Raw genomic sequence first — 20769 nt, 5'->3', positions numbered from 1 at the left:
CGGGCCCCGGGCCGGAGGGGGAGAGGCCGAGTGAGCTCCACCGATACGGTGCTGCCCGGCGCCGGTCGACCGGGCGTACCGCCCGTCGACGCGTCCGTCGCCGATCTGCCCGGGGTGGTCGGACGCGGCCCGCTGGGCCGGCTCCGGGGCAGCGGGACGCTGCCCGGGCTCGCCCTCGGCGGATTCTGCCTGGCCTATGCGACGGGCGCCTCGGCCGGTTGGGGCTCGCACCAACTCGCCGTCTTCATGGGTGACTTCGGGCTCGCCGCGGCTGCCCTGGCGGCCGCGCTGTCCTGTCTGGTGTACGGCTGCACGGTCGGTGGCCACGCCCGCCCGGCCTGGCTGCTGTTCGGCCTCTCCTCGCTCACCGTCGCCCTCGGCAACGGCACCTGGGGCTGGTACGAACTGGTGCTGCGGGTCCAGTTGCCGCAGGGCACGCTCGCCCAGTACGCCTTCCTGCTGTTCGCCCCGCTCGCCATCACCGGCGTGCTGGTGCTCGCCCAGCACCCGCGCTCCGCGGCGGGCTGGCTCTGCCTGCTGCTCGACGGCTGGCTGATCGCCGGCTCGCTGTTCACGCTCAGCTGGAGCCTGGCGCTCGGCCGGATCGCGGCCGTGGGGCACGGCTCCCCGCTGCTGCTGGCCCTCAACCTGGCCTACCCGGTGCTGGACATCCTGCTGGTCAGCCTGGTGGTCGGGCTGCGCTTCGGCGGCCGGGACGGCAACCGGGCGGCGGTGCACACCGCGATGGTGGCGCTCGCCGTGACGGTCACCTGCGACGCCCTGTTCACCTCCCCGGAGCTGCACAGCAACTACCACTCCGGCGACCTGCTGGACGCCGGCTGGTTCGCCGGCAGTCTGCTGCTCGCCTGGGCGCCGTGGTCCCCGCGGCGGCGCCGCCCGCTGCGCGAGCACCCCTCGGCCGGCGGCCTGCCGCGCCGCCGAGTGGCCACCACCTTCAGCGCGCTCACCCCGTACGCGGCGGCCGCGGTGTGCACCGCCGGAATCCTCTACAACGCCGTCGGCGGGCGCCAGTTGGACCGGGTGGTGGCCGCGGCCGCGTGCACCGTCGGGCTGGCGCTGATCCTCAGGCAGGGCGTCATGCTGCTCGACAACCTGTCACTGGCGCAGGAGCTCGCCCACAAGGAGGCGCACTTCCGCTCGCTGGTGCAGGGGTCCAGTGACGTCATCATGATCGCCGGGGCGAACGGCGTGCTCTCGTACGTCTCCCCGGCGGCGCTCGGCGTCTACGGGCGGGACCCGGAGGAGCTGGTCGGCGGCAACCTGCTGGACCTGGTCCACCCCGAGGACGTGGACCGGGTGCTCGCCGAGGTCCGCCGCTACCTCGCGCGGGTGCGGCTCGCCGCCCACCGCACCCCGGGCGCCGTCGTCCCCTCGGCCCGGGTGGAGTGCCGGATCGGCTCCGGCGTCGGCGAGTGGCTGCACGTCGAGTCGACGGTCAGCCGGCACCGCGACGGGCTGCTGCTGAACAGCCGGGACGTCACCGAACGCGTCATGCTCCAGGCCCAGTTGCAGCACAACGCGTTCCACGACCCGCTCACCGACCTGCCCAACCGGGCGCTGTTCACCCAGCGGCTGCGCGGCGCCCTCGGGACCCGTGGCCAGCAGGGCGGGACGGGCGCGGGCATCGCGGTGCTCTTCCTCGACCTGGACGGCTTCAAGGCCGTCAACGACAGCGCCGGGCACCAGGTCGGCGACGAACTGCTGGTGCAGGCCGCCCGGCGGCTGCAGGGCGCCGTCCGCTGCGGGGACACCGTCGCCCGGTTCGGCGGCGACGAGTTCGCCGCGCTGGTCTGCGGCCCGCTCGGCCGGCTCCAGGTCCAGGAGCTGGCCGACCGGCTGCGGCTCGCGCTGTCCGAGCCGTACTGGATCGGCGGGGTGGAACTCGGCGTCGCCGCCAGCATCGGCATCGCCTTCGGCACCCCCGAGCGCGGCCCGGCCGCCGACCCCCGGGCCGCCGCCGACGAGCTGATGCGCAACGCCGACCTGGCGATGTACCGCGCCAAGTCGGAGGGCAAGGGCCGGGTGGTGCTCTACGCCCCCGCGATGCGGGCCGACCTGGAGCGCCGCACCGAGCTGGAGGAGCGGCTGCGGGTGGCCGTCCGGGAGGGCGGCTTCACCCTGCTCCACCAGCCCGTGGTGGACCTCGCCAGCGGCACGGTGACCTGCGTCGAGGCCCAGGCCCGCTGGCGTTCGGCGGGCGGCCTGCTGCTCACCCCGGCCGAGTTCCTGCGCTCGGCCGAGCACGGCGACGCGGCGACCCGGTTCTCCCGCTGGCTGGTGCACGAGGCGGTCACCGCCGCCGCCGACCGGCGCGACCTGTCCGGCCGGGGCCGCGGCGCGCCGGTGCCCGTCCCGGTGGCCGTCCGGCTCTCGGTCGAGCGGCTCTGCTCGCCGGGCCTGTACGAGACGGTGGCCGCCGCGCTGCGCGACAGCGGGCTGCCGGCCGGCGAGCTGGTGATCGAGGTGGCCCGGATGGGCCCGGACCCGCTGGCCGACGAACTCGGCCGCCGGCTGGCCGCGTTGCGCAGACTCGGGGTCTCCACCTGGCTGGCCGGCTACGGCGCGGGCAGCGGCTCGCTGGGGGCGCTCGCCCGGCTGCCGCTGGACGGGCTCACCCTGGACCGCACGCTGGTCCAGGAGTTGGGGGAGTCCGCGCTCAGCCGTACCCTGGCCGGGCACGCGGTGCGGCTCGGCCGGGACCTCGGGATGGTCACCGCCGCCGAGGGGGTGGACCTGCCCCGGCAGGTCTCCGTGCTCCAGGAACTGGGCTGCCGGCTGGCCCAGGGCTCGGCCTTCGCCCCGCCGCTGGACGAGACCCGGCTGCGCCGGGCGCTGGCCCGCCGCGGCTACCCGCTGCCCAAGCCGCTCGGCCCGCTCTCCGCCCGTCGCGCCCAGCCGGCCGCGGACACCCGGACGGGTGGCCGGCCGGACGCCCCGGGCGGACGTGTCGTACCTCACCACGGGGCCTGCGACCTGCCCGAACACCAGGCCGTCAGCGGTCCGGCGGCCGGTCCGCATGGCGAGACGGTCATCCCACCTGCTTGACACGCCACCCCGGACGGGAGGAAGGTCGTTGCCATGCGCACCCGAATTCTCGTACTTGGCGGGCGCGTCGGCTGAGTGGGCTCGCACGCCCCGCTCGTGACAGACCGACGCGCCACCCCTCGCATGCCCTTGGGCACGAGGGGTTTTTTGTTGCACTGACGCTGTTCCCACCGCAAGACCCCTGGCCCCGGCCGACCCGAAGAGTCCGACGCACCGGATCGAGCGGGACGATCGAGGCAGAGCCGGCGATCGGCCCGGACCGGGACCCCACCCTCGCAGCACCGGGGCCCGCAGCACCGGGTCGGCAAGAACCGAGAAGAGACAGGCAGATGACCGAGCACGCCGCATCCCCCCGCCGCGGGGACAACCCGGCCGCCCACGCTCCCCAGCACGTCGTCGAGACCATGACCGGAGCCCAGTCGCTCATCCGCTCGCTCGAGGCCGTCGGAGCGGACACCGTCTTCGGCATCCCGGGCGGGGCCATCCTTCCCGCGTACGACCCGCTGATGGACTCCGTCAAGGTGCGCCACATCCTGGTCCGGCACGAGCAGGGCGCCGGCCACGCCGCCACCGGCTACGCCCAGGCGACCGGCCGGGTCGGCGTCTGCATGGCCACCTCCGGCCCCGGTGCGACCAACCTGGTCACCCCGATCGCCGACGCCTACATGGACTCGGTGCCGATCGTCGCGATCACCGGCCAGGTCTCCTCCAAGGCGATCGGCACCGACGCCTTCCAGGAGGCGGACATCTGCGGCATCACCATGCCGATCACCAAGCACAACTACCTGGTCACCGACCCGGCCGAGATCCCCCGGGTGATCGCCGAGGCCTTCCACATCGCGGCCACCGGCCGCCCCGGCCCGGTCCTGGTCGACATCGCCAAGGACGCCCTCCAGGCCACCACCACCTTCCGGTGGCCGGTCGAGACCGCGCTGCCGGGCTACCGCCCGGTCACCAAACCGCACGCCAAGCAGATCCGCGAGGCCGCGAAGATGCTGGTGAGCAGCAAGCGTCCGGTGCTGTACGTCGGCGGCGGCGTGCTCAAGGCGCAGGCCACCGCCGAACTGCGGATCCTCGCCGAGCTGACCGGCGCCCCGGTCGTCACCACCCTGATGGCGCTCGGCGCCTTCCCGGACAGCCACCCGCAGCACCTGGGCATGCCCGGCATGCACGGCTCCGTCCCGGCCGTCACCGCGCTGCAGAAGTCGGACCTGCTGTTCACCCTCGGCGCCCGCTTCGACGACCGGGTCACCGGCAAGCTGGACAGCTTCGCCCCGTACGCCAAGATCGTGCACGCGGACATCGACCCGGCCGAGATCGGCAAGAACCGCCCGGCCGACGTGCCGATCGTCGGGGACGCCCGCGAGGTGCTGGCCGATCTGATCGTCGCCGTCCAGGCCGAGTTCGACGCCGGACACAAGGGCGACTACGCGGAGTGGTGGGAGAAGCTCGACGAGTGGAAGCGGACCTACCCGCTGGGCTTCGAGTCGGCCCCGGACGGCCGGCTCTCCCCGCAGCAGGTCATCGAGCGGATCGGCCAACTGGTCGGCCCGGAGGCGATCTACGCCGCGGGCGTCGGCCAGCACCAGATGTGGAGCTCGCAGTACATCCGCTTCGAGAAGCCCGGCACCTGGCTCAACTCCGGCGGCGCCGGCACCATGGGCTACGCCGTCCCGGCGGCGATGGGCGCCAAGGCGGGCCGCCCGGAGTCGGCGGTCTGGGCCATCGACGGCGACGGCTGCTTCCAGATGACCAACCAGGAGCTGGTCACCTGCGCCCTGAACGACATCCCGATCAAGGTCGCGGTCATCAACAACGGCTCGCTGGGCATGGTCCGGCAGTGGCAGACGCTGTTCTACAACCAGCGCTACTCCAACACCGTCCTGCACTCCGGCCCGGAGCACGACGGCATCGCGCCGCCGGCCCAGGGCACCCGGATCCCCGACTTCGTCCTGCTGTCCGAGGCGATGGGCTGCGTCGGCCTGCGCTGCGAGCGCCCCGAGGACCTGGACGCGGTCATCAAGCAGGCGATGGAGATCAACGACCGCCCGGTGGTCATCGACTTCATCGTCCACCAGGACGCGATGGTGTGGCCGATGGTCGCGGCCGGCACCAGCAACGACGAGATCCAGTTCGCCAAGGGCGTCCGCCCCGACTTCGGCGACGACCTCGACTGACGGCCCCTTCCCAGAACGACTGAGGAACCACATGTCCAAGCACACCCTCTCCGTCCTGGTCGAGAACAAGCCCGGCGTGCTCGCCCGCATCGCCGCCCTGTTCTCCCGTCGGGGCTTCAACATCGACTCCCTCGCCGTCGGCCCGACCGAGCACCCGGACGTGTCCCGGATGACGATCGTGGTCAACGTCGAGGACCTCCCGCTGGAACAGGTCACCAAGCAGCTCAACAAGCTCGTGAACGTGATAAAGATCGTCGAACTCGACCAGTCCGCTGCGATCCAGCGGGAACTGGTCCTGGTGAAGGTCCGCGCCGACAACGAGACCCGGTCGCAGATCGTCGAGATCGTCCAGCTGTTCCGTGCCAAGACCGTCGACGTGTCGCCGGAAGCGGTGACCATCGAGGCCACCGGCAGCTCGGACAAGCTGGAGGCCATGCTCCGGATGCTGGAGCCTTACGGCATCAAGGAGTTGGTCCAGTCCGGCCTGGTCGCCATCGGCCGCGGCGCGCGCTCCATCACGGACCGCTCGCTGCGCGCCCTCGACCGCAGCGCCTGACCCGCGCTGCTCAGTCCGTCAGTAGCAAAGACCCGCACCCGCGCCGGGTGCACCTACGGTAGGAACCGCGCACCCGGCACCCATACGCAAGGAGATGTGCCCCCGTGGCCGAGCTGTTCTACGAAGACGACGCCGACCTGTCCATCATCCAGGGCCGCAAGGTCGCGGTCATCGGCTACGGCAGCCAGGGCCACGCCCACGCGCTGTCCCTGCGCGACTCCGGCGCCGACGTCCGGGTCGGCCTGAAGCCCGAGTCCAAGTCCCGTGCCAAGGCCGAGGAGGCCGGCCTGCGCGTGGTCACCCCCGCCGAGGCCGCGGCCGAGGCCGACGTCATCATGATCCTGGTGCCGGACCCGATCCAGTCCGACGTCTACGAGGCGGACATCGCCCCGCACCTGAAGGCCGGCGACGCCCTGTTCTTCGGCCACGGCCTGAACATCCGCTTCGGCTTCATCAAGCCCCCGGCGGACGTCGACGTCTGCATGGTCGCCCCGAAGGGCCCGGGCCACCTGGTCCGCCGCCAGTACGAGGAGGGCCGCGGCGTCCCGGCGATCGTCGCGGTCGAGCAGGACGCCTCCGGCAAGGCCTTCGACCTGGCGCTGTCGTACGCCAAGGGCCTGGGCGCCACCAAGGCCGGCGTCATCAAGACCACCTTCACCGAGGAGACCGAGACCGACCTGTTCGGTGAGCAGGCCGTTCTCTGCGGTGGCACCGCCGCCCTGGTGAAGGCCGGGTTCGAGACCCTGGTCGAGGCCGGCTACCAGCCGGAGATCGCCTACTTCGAGTGCCTGCACGAGCTGAAGCTGATCGTCGACCTGATGTACGAGGGCGGCCTGGAGAAGATGCGCTGGTCGGTCTCCGAGACCGCCGAGTGGGGCGACTACGTCACCGGCCCGCGGATCATCACCGCCGACACCAAGGCCGAGATGAAGAAGGTCCTCGCCGAGATCCAGGACGGCACCTTCGCCAACACCTGGATCGCCGAGTACAAGGCGGGTCTGCCCAAGTACAACGAGTACAAGAAGGCCGACGAGGACCACCTGCTGGAGACCACCGGCAAGAAGCTGCGCTCGCTGATGAGCTGGGTCAACGACAAGGCCTGACCCCGCTTTTTGCAACGCTCTTTTGTCACGCCCTTGTACAAGTAGGCTGCTCTCGTCCGGGTGATTTCGCCGGACGGGAGCAGCCTGCTACCCAGCCCGTCGATACACTCCGAGTGCGCGTCAGGCCCACAGCGTCGTGCGTCTACCTACGCGGCATGCCACCTTCCCCGCCCTCACACGCCACCTCCGTGCGCACCGGGGAACCGGACAGTTAAGGACCACTGTCGTGAGCAAATCCGTCGTTCTGATCGCCGAAGAGCTGTCGCCCGCCACCGTCGACGCCCTCGGGCCCGACTTCGAGATCCGCCACTGCAACGGCGCCGACCGCACCGAGCTGCTCACCGCGATCGCCGACGTGGACGCGATCCTGATCCGCTCCGCCACCAAGGTCGACGCCGAGGCGCTGGCCGTCGCCCGCCGGCTCAAGGTGGTCGCCCGGGCCGGCGTCGGCCTGGACAACGTGGACGTCGCGGCCGCCACCAAGGCCGGCGTGATGGTGGTCAACGCGCCGACCTCCAACATCGTCACCGCCGCCGAGCTCGCCTGCGGCCTGCTGATCTCCGTCGCCCGCAACATCGCCCCGGCCAACGCGGCGCTCAAGCAGGGCGAGTGGAAGCGCAACAAGTACACCGGCGTCGAGCTGAGCGAGAAGACCCTCGGCGTGGTCGGCCTCGGCCGGATCGGCGTCCTGGTGGCCCAGCGGATGTCCGCGTTCGGGATGAAGATCGTCGCGTACGACCCCTACATCCAGGCCGCCCGCGCCGCGCAGATGGGCGTGAAGCTGGTCTCGCTGGAGGAGCTGCTGGCGGTCTCGGACTTCATCACCGTCCACCTCCCCAAGACCCCCGAGACCATCGGCCTGATCGGCGACGAGGCGCTGCACAAGGTCAAGCCGAGCGTGCGCATCGTCAACGCCGCCCGCGGCGGCATCGTGGACGAGGAGGCGCTCGCCGCCGCCCTGCGCGAGGGCCGGGTGGCCGGCGCCGGCCTGGACGTGTACGCCAAGGAGCCGTGCACCGACTCCCCGCTGTTCGCCTTCGACAACGTGGTCGCCACCCCGCACCTGGGCGCCTCCACCGACGAGGCGCAGGAGAAGGCCGGCATCGCGGTCGCCCGGTCGGTGCGGCTGGCGCTGGCCGGCGAGCTGGTGCCGGATGCCGTCAACGTCCAGGGCGGCGTGATCGCCGAGGACGTCCGCCCGGGCCTGCCGCTGGCCGAGAAGCTCGGCCGGATCTTCACCGCGCTGGCCGGCGAGGTGGCCGTCCGGCTGGACGTCGAGGTCCGCGGCGAGATCACCCAGCACGACGTGAAGGTGCTCGAACTGTCCGCGCTGAAGGGCGTGTTCGAGGACGTCGTGGCGGAGACGGTGTCCTACGTCAACGCCCCGCTGTTCGCCCAGGAGCGCGGCGTCGAGGTCCGGCTGACCACCTCCAGCGAGAGCGCCGAGCACCGCAACGTGATCACCGTGCGCGGCACCCTGGCGGACGGCGAGGAGATCGCCATCTCCGGCACGCTGGCCGGCCCGAAGCAGACCCAGAAGATCGTCGGCGTGGACACCTTCGACGTGGACGTCGCGCTCACCGACCACATGGCCTTCTTCAAGTACGAGGACCGCCCCGGCGTGGTCGGCGTGCTCGGCCGCCACCTCGGCGACGCGGGCATCAACATCGCGGGCATGCAGGTCGCCCGGGACGGCGGCAGCGCCCTCGCCTCGATCACCGTGGACAGCGAGATCCCGCAGGACGTGCTGGCGGCGATCGCCGCCGAGATCGGCGCCCGCTTCGCGCGCTCGGTCGACCTGGGCTGAGCCCCACCGCCCCGACAGGGCCCGGACCGCCGTTCCCGCGGCGGTCCGGGCCCTGGTGCGTGCTCCCGGGTGACGGCCGTCTCAGATACTAGGAAATCCAAGTATTCGTGCAGACACGGCCGGGGCCGGGTCGTACCGTGGAAGGGCCAGACGGTGTGCCGCCCCTGTAGCCAGGGTGTGCGGCCCGTGTGCGCGTGCGCCCCGACGGGCAGGCGACCCCTGCTCCGCGCTCCCGCCGTCGCCCGCCGCCCCTCCCGGGGCGCGCTCCCCGCGACGGCCCCCCGACCCCTCCCGCCGCGCCCGACGCGCGCCGCTTCCAAGGAGCCCGGTATGCCCGCCACCGCCGACCGCCACGCCACTCCCGCCGCCACCGCCACCCCGGTCCGCGCCCCGCGCCGCCGGCGGGCCGCCGAGCGGAACCCCTTCGCCGCCGCCGCGCTGCAGCGCTCGCTGGACCGCCGCGACAACGGCGGCGTCACCGGCCACAGCTGAGCGGCACCGACGATGGCGTTCATCCGCCTACTGGGCCGATCAGGTCGGTTCCGGGTCACCCCGTAGAGTGCAACCGAGGTCCATCCGAGGGAAGTTGCTCGCCGAGCTCGCCGCGATCATCCTAATTTGGGGCCCCCGGAAGGGTGATCGACGTCCGCGCGGGCGGGCGTCAGCGACCTCCTCGGTATGCGGATCATTCCCCCTTGCCGGGGAGAGGGTCCCTCGTGCGCCTGCCTCCCGTCCGCCGACCGCTCGCCCGGATCGGCCTCACCCTGACCCTGCTCGTCGGGACCGTGGCGCTCGCCGCCGCCCCGGCCTCCGGCGGTCCACCGACGGCCGGGCCGCCCTCCGGGCGCCGGACGTCCGTCCTGCTCGAACTCACCACCGAGGCGGCCGCCCCCGCCTGGCGGCGGGCCGGCGAGAGCGCCCGACGGGCCCAGCGCCCGGCGGAGACCGTCCGCCAGGAGGCCGCCCGGGCCGGCGCGGGCCAGCGGTCCCGGGCCGGTGAGGCGCTCGACCGGCTTGCCGACGCCGTCCACCGGTCGGCGCCCGCCGCCCGCGAGCTCTACCGCACCCGCACCCTGCTCACCGGACTGGCGGTCAGCGCCCCCGCCGAGCAGCTGCCCGCGCTGCGGGCCCTGCCCGGGGTCCGGGCCGTCCACCCGATCGTGAACAAGCAGCGCGACAACGCCTACTCCGTCCCGCTGACCGGTGCTCCCGGGGTGTGGGAGGGGGCCGGCGGGAACACCGGCCAGGGCGTGCGGATCGGCATCATCGACAGCGGCATCGACTACACCCACGCCGACTTCGGCGGCCCCGGCACCGAGGAGGCCTTCCGCTCGGTCGAACGCGGCAAGCCCGCGCCGGCCGCGCTGTTCCCCAACGCCAAGGTCGTCGGCGGCAAGGACCTGGTCGGCGACGACTACAACCCCGACCCGAGCGCCCCGAACCACCAGCCGGTGCCGCACCCCAGCGACAACCCGCTCGACTGCGTGCGCAACGGGCACGGCACCCACGTCGCCGGGACGGCCGCCGGCTACGGCGTCACCGCCGACGGCCACCCGTACACCGGCCCGTACCGCTCCGGCCTCGACCCGGCCTCGTTCCGGATCGGCCCCGGCGCCGCCCCCGGCGCCCAGCTGTACGCGATCCGGGTGTTCGGCTGCGACGGCTCCACCGACCGGCTCGCCCAGGCGCTCGACCTGGCCGCCGACCCGAACGGCGACGGCGACCTCGGCGACCGGCTCGACGTGGTCAACCTGTCGCTGGGCAGCCGCTTCGGCAGCCCCGACGACGCCGACTCGCTGGCTGTCGACCGGCTCGCCGAACTGGGCACCGTGGTGGTCGCGGCGGCCGGCAACGAGGGCGACGTCTACGGCGTCGGCGGCAGCCCGGGCACCGCGGTGCGGGCGATCACCGTCGCCGCCTCCGTGCACGGCCACGCCGACGTCGACGGCATCACCGTGCTCGCCCCGGCCGCGCAGGCCGGGGTCGTCCCGGGCCACTGGAGCGAGCGCTACCAGGGCTGGAGCAGCACCGAGGTGAGCGGCGGGCTCGCCGTGCCGGTCGACCAGACGGACGGCTGCGCCGACTTCAGCGAGGCCGACAAGCAGCGGCTGAAGGGCCGGATCGCGGTGCTCAGTTGGACCACCCGCGACCCCGACCGGGCCTGCAACTCCGGCCCGCGCGCCGACCACGCCGCCGACGCCGGGGCGATCGGCGCGCTCTACGCCGCCGACACCGACCACCTCGCCGAGATCTCCGGCAACGACCGGATCCCGGCCGTCCTGCTCGGCCGCGCCGACGGCGAACGGCTGCGGCAGGCCGCCGCCGACGGCGACACCCGGGTCCGGCTGGCCACCCCGGGCAACCCGCTGCACGGCTCGGTCGCCCAGAACCAGCCCGCCCGGGTGGACACCCTCACCGACTTCACCTCCCGCGGCATCGGCGTGCCCGGTGTGGTCAAGCCCGACCTCGCCGCCCCCGGGGAGGGCATCTGGTCCGCCCTGGTCGGCAGCGGCGCCGGCGGTCAGCGCGAGAACGGCACCTCGATGGCCACCCCGCACGTCGCCGGGCTGGCGGCGCTGGTCCGCGCCGCCCACCCGGACTGGCCGGTCGAGCAGGTCAAGGCCGCGCTGATGAACACCAGCACCGACACCTACCTCGGCGACGACCACGGCGGACCGGTCTACGGGCCCGAGCGCACCGGCGCCGGGCGCGCCCGGGTCGACCAGGCCGTCCGCACCCCCGTGGTCGCCTACGCGACGGGGGAGGACGCCCGGCCGGGCAGCGTCGGGGTCTCCTACGGGCCGGTCGCGATCAGCGGGCCGACCGCCCTCGACCGCACCGTCGAACTGAGCAACCACGGCCCGACGCCGCTGACGTACCGGACCGGCTACGCTGCGGCCACCGAACTGCCGGGCGCCGCTTTCGCGGTGACGCCGGCCCGGGTGGAGGTCCCGGCGGGCGGCACCGCGCAGGTGCGGGTGACGCTGTCCGTGCCCGGGCGGCTGGGGCGCGCACCGGACCCGACCATCGACACCGTGCAGGGCGGCCGGGCCCGCAGCTACCGGGGTGAGATCTCCGGGCAGGTGCTGTTCACCCCGGCCGACGACACCGGCCTGCCGCAGCTGCGCGTCCCGGTGCTCGCCGCCCCCCGCCCGACCGGCGACCTCGGCGCCACCGCCTCCGTCCGGACCGCCCGGGACGGCACCCTGGTCACCCTCGGCGGCAGCGCGGCGCCCGGTGCGGCGCCCGGTCTGATCAGCGCCCTCGCCCTCGGCGGCGAGGGCGCCCGCTGGCCCGACTGCCCGTCCGGCGGCGGCAAGGCCGTCGGCCCCGGCGCGGGGGTGCGCCCCGAGGGCGCCCCGGAGGCGGCCGACCCGCCGCCGGACCTCTGCGTCGAGCACCCCGGCGACCGGGTCGCCGACCTGCGGGCCGCGGGCGCGGCCGTCGACTCCGACCTGCTGTACGTGGGCGCCCGGCTGTGGGCGCCGGCGGCCACCCCGGTCGGCGTGTACGGGGTGCGGGTCGCGCTGGACACCGACGGGGACGGCGTCACCGATGTGATCCTCAAGGCCGACCGGCTGCGCGGCAGCGACGTCCTGGTCTCCCGGGCCCTCGACGCCCGCACCGGGGCCGAGCTCGACGTCCAGCCGCTCAACGCCCACTGGGGCGACACCGACACCGGGCTGCTGGACAGCGACGTGGTGGTCCTCCCGGTCCGGCTGAGCGCCCTGCCCGGCGTCACGCCCGGCCACAGCACCGTCCACTACGGCGTCTGGACCGGGGTCACCGGCCCCGGCACGCCCGACCCGGCCGACTCCTACGCCACCATCGGCCTGAGCGGCACCCGCCCGACCGTCCCGCTGGACGTCCTGCAGCCGGCCCTCACCGTCCGGGCCGGGCTCACCGGGCCGGTCGCGGTGGTCGCCCCGGCCGGCCCGGGGACCGTCCTCGACGTGCACCGCGTCCCGGGCGACACCTCCCGGCTGCTGCTGCTCCACCACCTCAACCCGGCCGAGCGCCGGGCCGAGGTGGTCGACCTGCCGTGATCCCGCGGTGGGTGACCGCCCGGCGGTGACCCAGCCGCGAACGGGCGGTCCGTCGACTCCGGTCGGCGGGCCGCCCGTTCGCCGTCGGTGGCCCGGCGCGGCCCGCTACCGTCCGGTCGCGGCCGCCCGGCGGCGTTCCCGGCGGGGGGTGTGGGCGGGCCGCCGCCGGGCGAGCCGGGCGAAGCCGGCGACCAGGGCGAGGACGGCGGCGGTGCCGGAGGTGACGGTGAGGCCCTCGGTCAGGCCGGGCGGGCGGAAGGCGCAGGAGATGCGGTCGGCACCGCCGCCGAGCGGGACGCCGATCATGCCGAGCACCGGGGTGGGCGCGGCGCTGCCGCCGCCGTCGACCGCGCAGGTCCAGCCCTCGGTCGCGGGGACGGAGACCAGCGCCGTCCCGGTGGAGCCCGGGGGGAGGGCGGCGGTGAGGGTGTGGCCGCCGGCCTCGACCCGGGTGGCGCCGGTGGCGGTGAGCCGGGTGACGGCGGCGGCCAGGGCGTCGGTCCGCAGGCAGCCGATCGGGCGGGCGGGGACCTGGCTGACCGCGTCCGACCGCAGCGTCACCCGGACCACCCCGTCGGCCGGGACGGTCCCCAGCCGGTGCACGGCCACCGCCGTGCTGGGCTGCTCGCCGTCGCTGCGGTAGTCGGTGCCCAGGCCGCTGACCGTGCCGGAGTACCAGAGGGCGTGGAAGTACGCCGTCGAGCCCGGGGTGCAGGCCGCGGTGAACACCGTGCCCTCCGTGCCGCCCGGCACCGACCAGCCGCTGGTGCCGTGCAGGGTCGGCGCCGGGCCGCCGGCCGGGACGGGCAGCGGGGCGTCGTACACCTGGCTGCCGAGCAGCGACTCCTGGCGGGCCCACACCGAGGAGGTGCCGGTCCGGGCACCCGGCGGCAGCACGGTGACCAGCGGCGGCGCGGGCGCCCGGACGGCGGCGAAGCCGTGCGGCGGCGGCCCGTCGTCCAGGTGGGCGACGACCCCGAACAGCGCCTGCCCGACCGGGTCGGTGACGCTCCCGGTCTGCCGCCCGCCCGCCGTCCAGCCCGCGCCGAGGTCGTGCAGCAGCAGGGCGGTGACGGTCGGCAGGTAGCCGCTGGAGTAGCCGCCGCCCTGGCCGTTCAGCAGCAACGGGTCGTTCGGGGTGTAGGCGTGCGGGCCCGGGTCGCTGCGCCCGTCCGGCCAGTCGGCGCCGGCCCGCACGGCGGCGTGCCCGGCCCGCATCGCCGAGGGCGGGACGCTGTCGTCGGGCGTCGCGCCGAACGCCGTGTACCCGGACCAGACGGCGTTGCCGAGCACCGCGCCGCCGAGCATCCAGGTGGCGAGGGCGCTCGCCCGGCGGTCGGTGTGCCGGCGGTCCAGCAGCAGGAGCGCGGCGAGCACGACGGCCCCGCCCACCCCCAGCAGCACCCAGGTGGAGGCGTGCACCGGGTGCCGGGCGGCCGCCAGCGCGGCCACCGCCGCGACCAAGGCGGCACCGCCGGCCAGGGTGAGCCGGTCCGGCCGGTGGGCGAGCGACACCCAGCCGGCCAGCACCAGCAGCCCGCTGAGCGCGAAGGCGGCCCGGTACGGCCCGCCGGCCGGGATCGCCAGGCCGTGCCAGACCAGGACGGTCGGGGTCCAGACGAAGGTGGCCACCACCAGCAGCAGCGCCGTGCACCAGACCGCCCGTTCCCGGACCCGCACCCGCCGGTTGAACGGAAGCCCGCACACCAGCAACAGCCCGAGCACCCCGATCGCCACGTCCGGCAGCGGCTGCCCGCCGCTGGTGGCGGGCAGCAACTCGGCGAGGTGCCCACCGAGCCCCGCGGGGCCGGGCGACTGCACCGGGGACTCCGGCTGGGCGCCGCCCGCCGCCCGGACGGCGACGAACAGCACGGGGGAGGCGAGCAGGACCCCGGTCAGGGTCAGCGTGACGGCCCGCCCGGTGGCCCTGGCCCGGTGCCGGACGGTGCGCGGGGTCGCGAACAGCCGTACGGCGAAAAGGAGTCCGGCGATCAGGGTGGCCAGCGCGGCGGTGTACAGGTTGCCCGCCCAGGCGAGCGCGACGCACAGCGCGCCGGCCACCCAGCGGCGCTCGTGCAGGCACCAGTCCCCGACCAGGCCGAGCAGCGGCAGCGAGACCAGGCCCCACAGCCACATCGGCGCGCCCCCGCCGACGTCCAGCACCCAGGCGCACAGCCCGTACCCGACGGCGGTGAACACCCGCAGCCAGTGCGGGCCGGGGTGCAGCCGGCCGAGCAGGTGGGCCATCAGGGCGGTGCCGAGGCCGATGGTGGCCAGGGTGACCAGCAGGACGGCGAGTTGGCCCTGGCTGCGGGGGAGCAGGGCGGTCGGCCAGGAGAACGGGTTCATCAGGTAGGCGAAGAAGTCCGCCAGGAACGGCGCGCCGTAGCCGCTGTTCCAGTTGAACAGCAGGTCGCCGGAGGCCTGCCCGTGCAGCAGGTCCCACAGGTGCGCGTGGTACGGCACGGCCACCGCGCCCGCCCCGGCCGGCCACCGCCCGCGCACCACCGCCGCCAGCGCGAACCCGCTCATGGCCAGCCCGGCCGCGACCCCGCAGACCAGCAGCTCCCGCCGCCGCTCGCTCCTCACCCGTGCGCCCCGTTCTGCCAGGAATCCCGGACCACGCCACCCTAAACGCGCCCCCGGCGCACCGCGGCCCGCACGCGCTCCCTCGGAGGAGTGGCGTCCGGGGGCTCCTTGCCGAGTAGCCTGGGAGGGCCACCAGGATGCCCGTATGGGAGGAACCATGAGCATCGCGCCGTACCCCGACTGGATCCGGCCTCCTGCTGGTGGCTACACCGCAGACGATCTCGACCGCCTGCCCGATCTCCCGCCGCATACCGAGCTGATCGACGGGAGCCTGATCTTCGTGAGTCCGCAGACCGCGTTCCACATGCGCACTCTCCGAAGGCTGGAGCGGGCCTTGGAGGCTGCGGCACCGGAGGGGTGGGACGTCTGGCGGGAGATGACGGTCAAGCTGGACCGCCGCAACCGGCCTGAGCCGGATCTGCTCGTCGTCGACGAGCAGGGGGTGACCGGCCCGAAGCAGACCTTCTGCGAGGCCGACGACGTCCTGTTGGCCGTTGAGGTCGTGTCCGAGGAGTCCGAGGAACGGGACCGGGAGACGAAGCCCCGAAAGTACGCGGCCGCGGGCATCCAGCACTTCTGGCGGGTGGAGAGCGGTGATGACGGGAACCCGATCGTCTACACCTATGAACTGGATCCGGCGGCGCGGAAGTACTTCCCGACCGGTATCTTCCACAAGCAGTTGAAGGTCGATCAGCCGTTCCCGGTCGAGATCGACCTGAGTTGATCGTCCGGATGCTGGACGTGAGGTGTCAGTCCCTGGGACACCGCAGTAAGGTCCGAGCATGTCTCGCACGATTCGTCTCGCAGTTGTCCCCGGTGACGGCATCGGCCAGGAAGTGGTGGCCGAGGGCCTGAAGGTCCTGAGGGCCGTCCTTCCCGCCGACGTGAAGCTGGAGACCACCGAGTACGACCTCGGGGCCCGGCGCTACCACCGGACCGGGGAGACCCTGCCGGACAGCGTGCTGGAGGAGCTCAAGGGCTCCGACGCGATCCTGCTGGGCGCCATCGGGGACCCGAGCGTCCCGTCCGGGGTGCTGGAGCGGGGCCTGCTGCTCAAGCTGCGGTTCGCCTTCGACCACCACATCAACCTCCGCCCCGGTCGGCTGTTCCCCGGGGTGACCTCCCCGCTGGCCGGTCAGCCGGAGATCGACTTCGTGGTCGTCCGCGAGGGCACCGAGGGCCCGTACGTCGGCAACGGCGGCTCGCTGCGCACCGGGACGCCGCAGGAGGTGGCCACCGAAGTCAGCCTGAACACGGCGTACGGCATCGAGCGCGTGGTGCGCGACGCCTACCGCCGGGCCCAGGCGCGGCCGCGCAAGAAGCTCACCCTGGTGCACAAGAACAACGTGCTGGTGCACGCCGGCCACCTGTGGTCGCGGATCTTCGCCGAGGTCGGCCGGGAGTTCCCCGAGGTCACCACCGACTACCTGCACGTCGACGCGGCCACGATCTTCTTCGTCACCCAGCCCGAGCGCTTCGACGTCATCGTCACCGACAACCTGTTCGGCGACATCCTGACCGACCTGGCCGCCGCCGTGACCGGCGGCATCGGCCTCGCCGCGAGCGGCAACATCAACCCGAGCGGCGCGTTCCCGTCCATGTTCGAGCCGGTGCACGGTTCGGCGCCGGACATCGCCGGCCAGGGCAAGGCCGACCCGACCGCCACCGTGCTGTCGGTCGCCATGCTGCTGGAGCACCTCGGCTTCGCCGCCGAGGCCGCCACGGTGGAGGACGCCGTCGCGGCGGACCTCGCCGAGCGCACCGGCACCCGCAGCACCTCGCAGGTCGGCGACGCGCTCGCCGAGCGAGTATCCGGCTAGCGGGCCGGATCCAAGGAAGCGGGGCGCCGGCCGACCGGCCGGAACCCCGGCGGATCCGCCCAGCTGGGCCGGACCGCATAACCGCAGCTTGCAGCTCCCCAAGGAGCGGGCAACTGTTCGGCACGGCCCTCTGGATGCGAGTATCGACAGTGGGCCGTGCCGTTGTGCGTTCGTTCCGGCGTTGGATCGTCGGGACGTCCTTCGACGGTGGTGGCCCGAACGAACCCCACGGTGAAGGAAACAGCCATGAGCACGCCCACCCAGGCGCCCATCACGTTCGATCTCAAGCCCTCCGCCCACCCGCTCCCCGCGGCGGAGCGCGAGGCCCGGCTGACCAACCCCGGCTTCGGCCGCGTCTTCACCGACCACATGGTCACCATCCGCTGGACCGAGGGCCGCGGCTGGCACGACGCGCAGCTGGTCCCGTACGCGCCGGTGGAGATGGACCCGGCGAACATGACCCTGCACTACGGCCAGGCGATCTTCGAGGGCCTGAAGGCCTACCGTCAGGCCGACGGCTCGATCGCCACCTTCCGCCCCGAGGCCAACGCGCTGCGCTTCCAGGCCTCGGCCCGCCGCCTGGCGATGCCGGAGCTGCCGGTGGAGGCCTTCGTCGAGGCCGTCGAGCTGCTGGTCCAGCAGGAGCGGGCGTGGGTGCCGAACGAGCCGGAGCAGAGCCTGTACCTGCGCCCGTTCATGTTCGCCACCGAGGTCGGCCTGGGTGTCCGTCCGGCGGACTCCTACCTGTTCATGATCATCGCCTCCCCGGCCGGCGCCTACTTCCAGGGCGGCATCAAGCCGGTCTCGGTCTGGCTGTCCAAGGAGTACGTCCGGGCCGCGCCCGGCGGCACCGGCGCCGCCAAGTGCGCGGGCAACTACGCCGCCTCGCTGGTCGCCCAGGCCCAGGCCGCCGAGAAGGGCTGCGACCAGGTGGTCTGGCTCGACGCCGCCGAGCACCGGTGGGTCGAGGAGATGGGCGGCATGAACCTGTACTTCGTCTTCGGCGAGGGCGCGGACGCGAAGATCGTCACCCCGGAGCTGTCCGGCGCGCTGCTGCCCGGCATCACCCGTGACTCGCTGCTCCAGCTCGCCACCGACCTGGGCTACGCGGTCGAGGAGCGGAAGATCTCCACCGACGAGTGGCAGCAGGCCAACGCCGACGGCACCCTCACCGAGGTCTTCGCCTGTGGCACCGCCGCCGTGATCACCCCGGTCGGCTCGGTGAAGTCCGCCGCCGCCGACTGGACCGTGGGCACCGGCGAGCCCGGCCCGATCACCATGGAGCTGCGCCGCGCCCTGCTGGCCATCCAGGGCGGCCAGCAGCCGGACACCCACAACTGGCTGCACAAGATCGTCTGATCCGGCGGGCCGACGCGCCCCCGCCGGCCCGTCCGTTTCGGATCGCGAGACGGGCGGGCCGGATTCCGGATGGTGTGCCAGACTGCCGACGTGTCCTCGCTTTCGCTGATTATTGGCAGCAGGCGCGCCGGTCCGCAGTGACCGCTCCCGCAGGACCCGATGCGGAGCGACCACGAGCGTCCAGACCCGCGCGCAGACCTCTCGCACCCGCGAGGGGTCTTTTCGCTTTCCGGGGGCAGCCCCGGTGAGCGCACACTCCGGACCGGCCGACGGCCCCCACAAGGGGCCCGGGGACACCGGGGCCGCGCGCGGGATCCTGGACAGTGGAGCCGGGACGAGAATCCGGCCGAGCAGTACCACCTCCCCGAACGGAGAACCAGGGGTCATGACCGAGGTCAGCCGTACCGACGACAGCTTCCACGTGTTCGACACCACCCTGCGCGACGGCGCGCAGCGGGAGGGCATCAACCTGACGGTGGCGGACAAGCTGGCCATTGCCCGGCACCTCGACGAGTTCGGGGTCGGCTTCATCGAGGGCGGCTGGCCCGGGGCGAACCCCCGGGACACCGAGTTCTTCGCCCGCGCCGCCGCCGAGCTGGAGCTGCGCACCGCCCGCCTGGTCGCCTTCGGTGCCACCCGCCGGGCCGGCGGCAAGGCGGCCGAGGACCCGCAGCTGGCCGCGCTGGTCGCCTCCGGCGCACCGGTGATCACCCTGGTGGCCAAGGCCCACGACCGGCACGTCGAACTGGCGCTGCGCACCACGCTGGACGAGAACCTGGAGATGATCCGGGACAGCGTGGAGTTCCTGCGCGCGCAGGGCCGGCGGGTCTTCCTGGACTGCGAGCACTTCTTCGACGGGTACCGGGCGAACCGCGAGTACGCCCTCGCGGTGGTGCGCACCGCGCACCGGGCCGGGGCGGACGTGGTGGTGCTGTGCGACACCAACGGCGGCATGCTGCCGGCCGGCGTCCGGGACACCGTCGCGGACGTGATCGCGGCGACCGGCGCCCGGGTCGGCATGCACGCCCAGGACGACACCGGCTGCGCGGTGGCCAACACCCTGGCGGCGGTGGACGCCGGCGCGACCCACGTGCAGTGCACCGCGAACGGCTACGGCGAGCGGGTCGGCAACGCCAACCTGTTCCCGGTGGTCGGCGCGCTGGAGCTGAAGTACGACCGCCGGGTGCTGCCGGCCGGCCGACTGGCCGAGATGACCCGGATCTCGCACGCGATCGCCGAGCTGGTCAACCTGACGCCGTCCACCCACCAGCCGTACGTCGGCTTCTCGGCCTTCGCGCACAAGGCGGGCCTGCACGCCTCCGCGATCAAGGTCGACCCGGACCTGTACCAGCACACCGACCCCGAACTGGTCGGCAACACCATGCGGATGCTGGTCTCCGACATGGCCGGCCGGGCCTCGGTGGAGCTCAAGGGCAAGGAGCTCGGCTACGACCTCTCCACCGACCGCGACCTGGCCGGCCGGGTGGTGGCCAAGGTGAAGGAGCAGGAGAACCTCGGCTACACCTACGAGTCCGCCGACGCCTCGTTCGAGCTGCTGCTGCGCGACGAGGTGCGCGGAAGCCGGGACCGCTTCTACCGGCTGGAGTCCTGGCGGACCATCAGCGAGCAGGGCCCGGGCGGGGTTTCGGGCAACGAGGCGACCGTCAAGCTGTGGGCCAAGGGCGAGCGCCGGATCGCCACCGGCGAGGGCAACGGCCCGGTGAACGCGCTGGACCAGGCGCTGCGGGCGGCCCTGGAGGGCACCTACCCGCCGCTGGCCACCTTCGAGTTGGTGGACTACAAGGTGCGCATCCTGGAGGGCCAGCACGGCACCGGGTCCAAGACCCGGGTGCTGATCGAGTCCACCGACGGCACCACGACCTGGTCCACGGTCGGTGTCGCCGACAACGTGATCGCCGCCTCCTGGCTGGCACTTGAGGACGCGTACAGCTACGGCCTGATCCGGGCCGGGCTGGAGCCGACCGAGTAACCCGCCCCGACGCGCCCACGGCCCACGGGAGTTCATCGGCTCCCGTGGGCCGTGGGCGTGCTCGTCCGGTTCAGCGGAGTCGGGCGAGGAGGGCGTGTTCGACGAGGGTGATGAGGGCGCTCTTGGCGCTGTCCCGGCGGCGGGCGTCGAGGGTGATCACCGGGGTGTCGGGGCCGAGTTGGAGGGCTTCGCGGACTTCGTCGGCGGTGTGGGGCTGGTGGCCGTCGAAGCCGTTGAGGGCGACGACGAAGGGCAG

General features: G+C 73.7%; 12 protein-coding genes and 1 pseudogene. 11 read left to right on the top strand and 2 right to left on the bottom strand.

Translation table 11 applies throughout. The features are described 5' to 3' along the window. The first annotated feature begins 159 nt into the window (after positions 1-159). The 7 genes from AB0O91_RS35935 to AB0O91_RS35905 all read left to right on the top strand — a co-directional run bounded on the left by AB0O91_RS35935 (position 160) and on the right by AB0O91_RS35905 (position 12755). The gene (locus tag AB0O91_RS35935) at positions 160-3066 is read left to right on the top strand and encodes an EAL domain-containing protein (RefSeq protein ID WP_363442280.1); all 2907 of its coding nucleotides are present in this window, start codon (positions 160-162) and stop codon (positions 3064-3066) included. A 329-nt stretch (positions 3067-3395) separates the two neighbouring features. After that, positions 3396-5243 (top strand): acetolactate synthase large subunit, encoded by a 1848-nt coding sequence (locus AB0O91_RS35930; protein WP_363442232.1) that lies wholly within the window; start codon positions 3396-3398, stop codon positions 5241-5243. Between the two features lie 31 nt (positions 5244-5274). Beyond that, positions 5275-5799, top strand: a complete 525-nt coding sequence (gene ilvN / locus AB0O91_RS35925) for an acetolactate synthase small subunit (RefSeq protein WP_030286969.1) — start codon at positions 5275-5277, stop codon at positions 5797-5799. 104 nt (positions 5800-5903) lie between these two features. Further along, entirely contained in the window at positions 5904-6902 is a 999-nt protein-coding gene (gene ilvC / locus AB0O91_RS35920) for a ketol-acid reductoisomerase (protein WP_363442230.1), read from the top strand. 226 nt (positions 6903-7128) lie between these two features. Further along, entirely contained in the window at positions 7129-8709 is a 1581-nt protein-coding gene (serA, locus tag AB0O91_RS35915; RefSeq protein ID WP_363442229.1) for a phosphoglycerate dehydrogenase, read from the top strand. A 330-nt stretch (positions 8710-9039) separates the two neighbouring features. Continuing rightward, the gene (locus AB0O91_RS35910; protein WP_363442228.1) at positions 9040-9201 is read left to right on the top strand and encodes a hypothetical protein; all 162 of its coding nucleotides are present in this window, start codon (positions 9040-9042) and stop codon (positions 9199-9201) included. A 224-nt stretch (positions 9202-9425) separates the two neighbouring features. Beyond that, entirely contained in the window at positions 9426-12755 is a 3330-nt protein-coding gene (locus AB0O91_RS35905) for a S8 family serine peptidase (protein ID WP_363442226.1), read from the top strand. A gap of 105 nt (positions 12756-12860) precedes the next feature. Here the strand turns inward: AB0O91_RS35905 and AB0O91_RS35900 are convergent, their stop codons facing one another. Then, positions 12861-15344: a YfhO family protein gene (locus AB0O91_RS35900; protein WP_363442224.1), complete on the bottom strand. Its 2484-nt coding sequence runs from the start codon at positions 15342-15344 to the stop codon at positions 12861-12863. A gap of 157 nt (positions 15345-15501) precedes the next feature. On the opposite strand from AB0O91_RS35900, the gene AB0O91_RS35895 reads away from it, so the two are divergent. From AB0O91_RS35895 to cimA, 4 genes are all read left to right on the top strand, one after another. Beyond that, complete coding sequence (locus tag AB0O91_RS35895; RefSeq protein WP_363442222.1) at positions 15502-16068, top strand: Uma2 family endonuclease; 567 nt, start codon at positions 15502-15504, stop codon at positions 16066-16068. Between the two features lie 58 nt (positions 16069-16126). Then, positions 16127-17164, top strand: a complete 1038-nt coding sequence (locus AB0O91_RS35890; RefSeq protein WP_363442220.1) for a 3-isopropylmalate dehydrogenase — start codon at positions 16127-16129, stop codon at positions 17162-17164. 246 nt (positions 17165-17410) lie between these two features. Further along, positions 17411-18523 carry a branched-chain amino acid aminotransferase gene (locus tag AB0O91_RS35885; RefSeq protein WP_363442218.1) on the top strand — a complete coding sequence of 371 codons (1113 nt, stop codon included), beginning with the start codon at positions 17411-17413 and terminating at the stop codon, positions 18521-18523. 385 nt (positions 18524-18908) lie between these two features. After that, a complete protein-coding gene (gene cimA / locus AB0O91_RS35880) occupies positions 18909-20513 on the top strand; it encodes a citramalate synthase (RefSeq protein ID WP_363442216.1) in 1605 nt (534 codons plus the stop codon). A gap of 70 nt (positions 20514-20583) precedes the next feature. On the opposite strand, the pseudogene AB0O91_RS35875 reads toward cimA, so the two are convergent. Continuing rightward, positions 20584-20769: pseudogene (locus AB0O91_RS35875) on the bottom strand (ATP-binding protein); the annotation flags it as partial.

The organism is Kitasatospora sp. NPDC089797, assembly GCF_040684795.1.
Classification (GTDB): Bacteria; Actinomycetota; Actinomycetes; order Streptomycetales; family Streptomycetaceae; genus Kitasatospora.
This window is presented reverse-complemented; position numbering and strand designations above follow the sequence as displayed.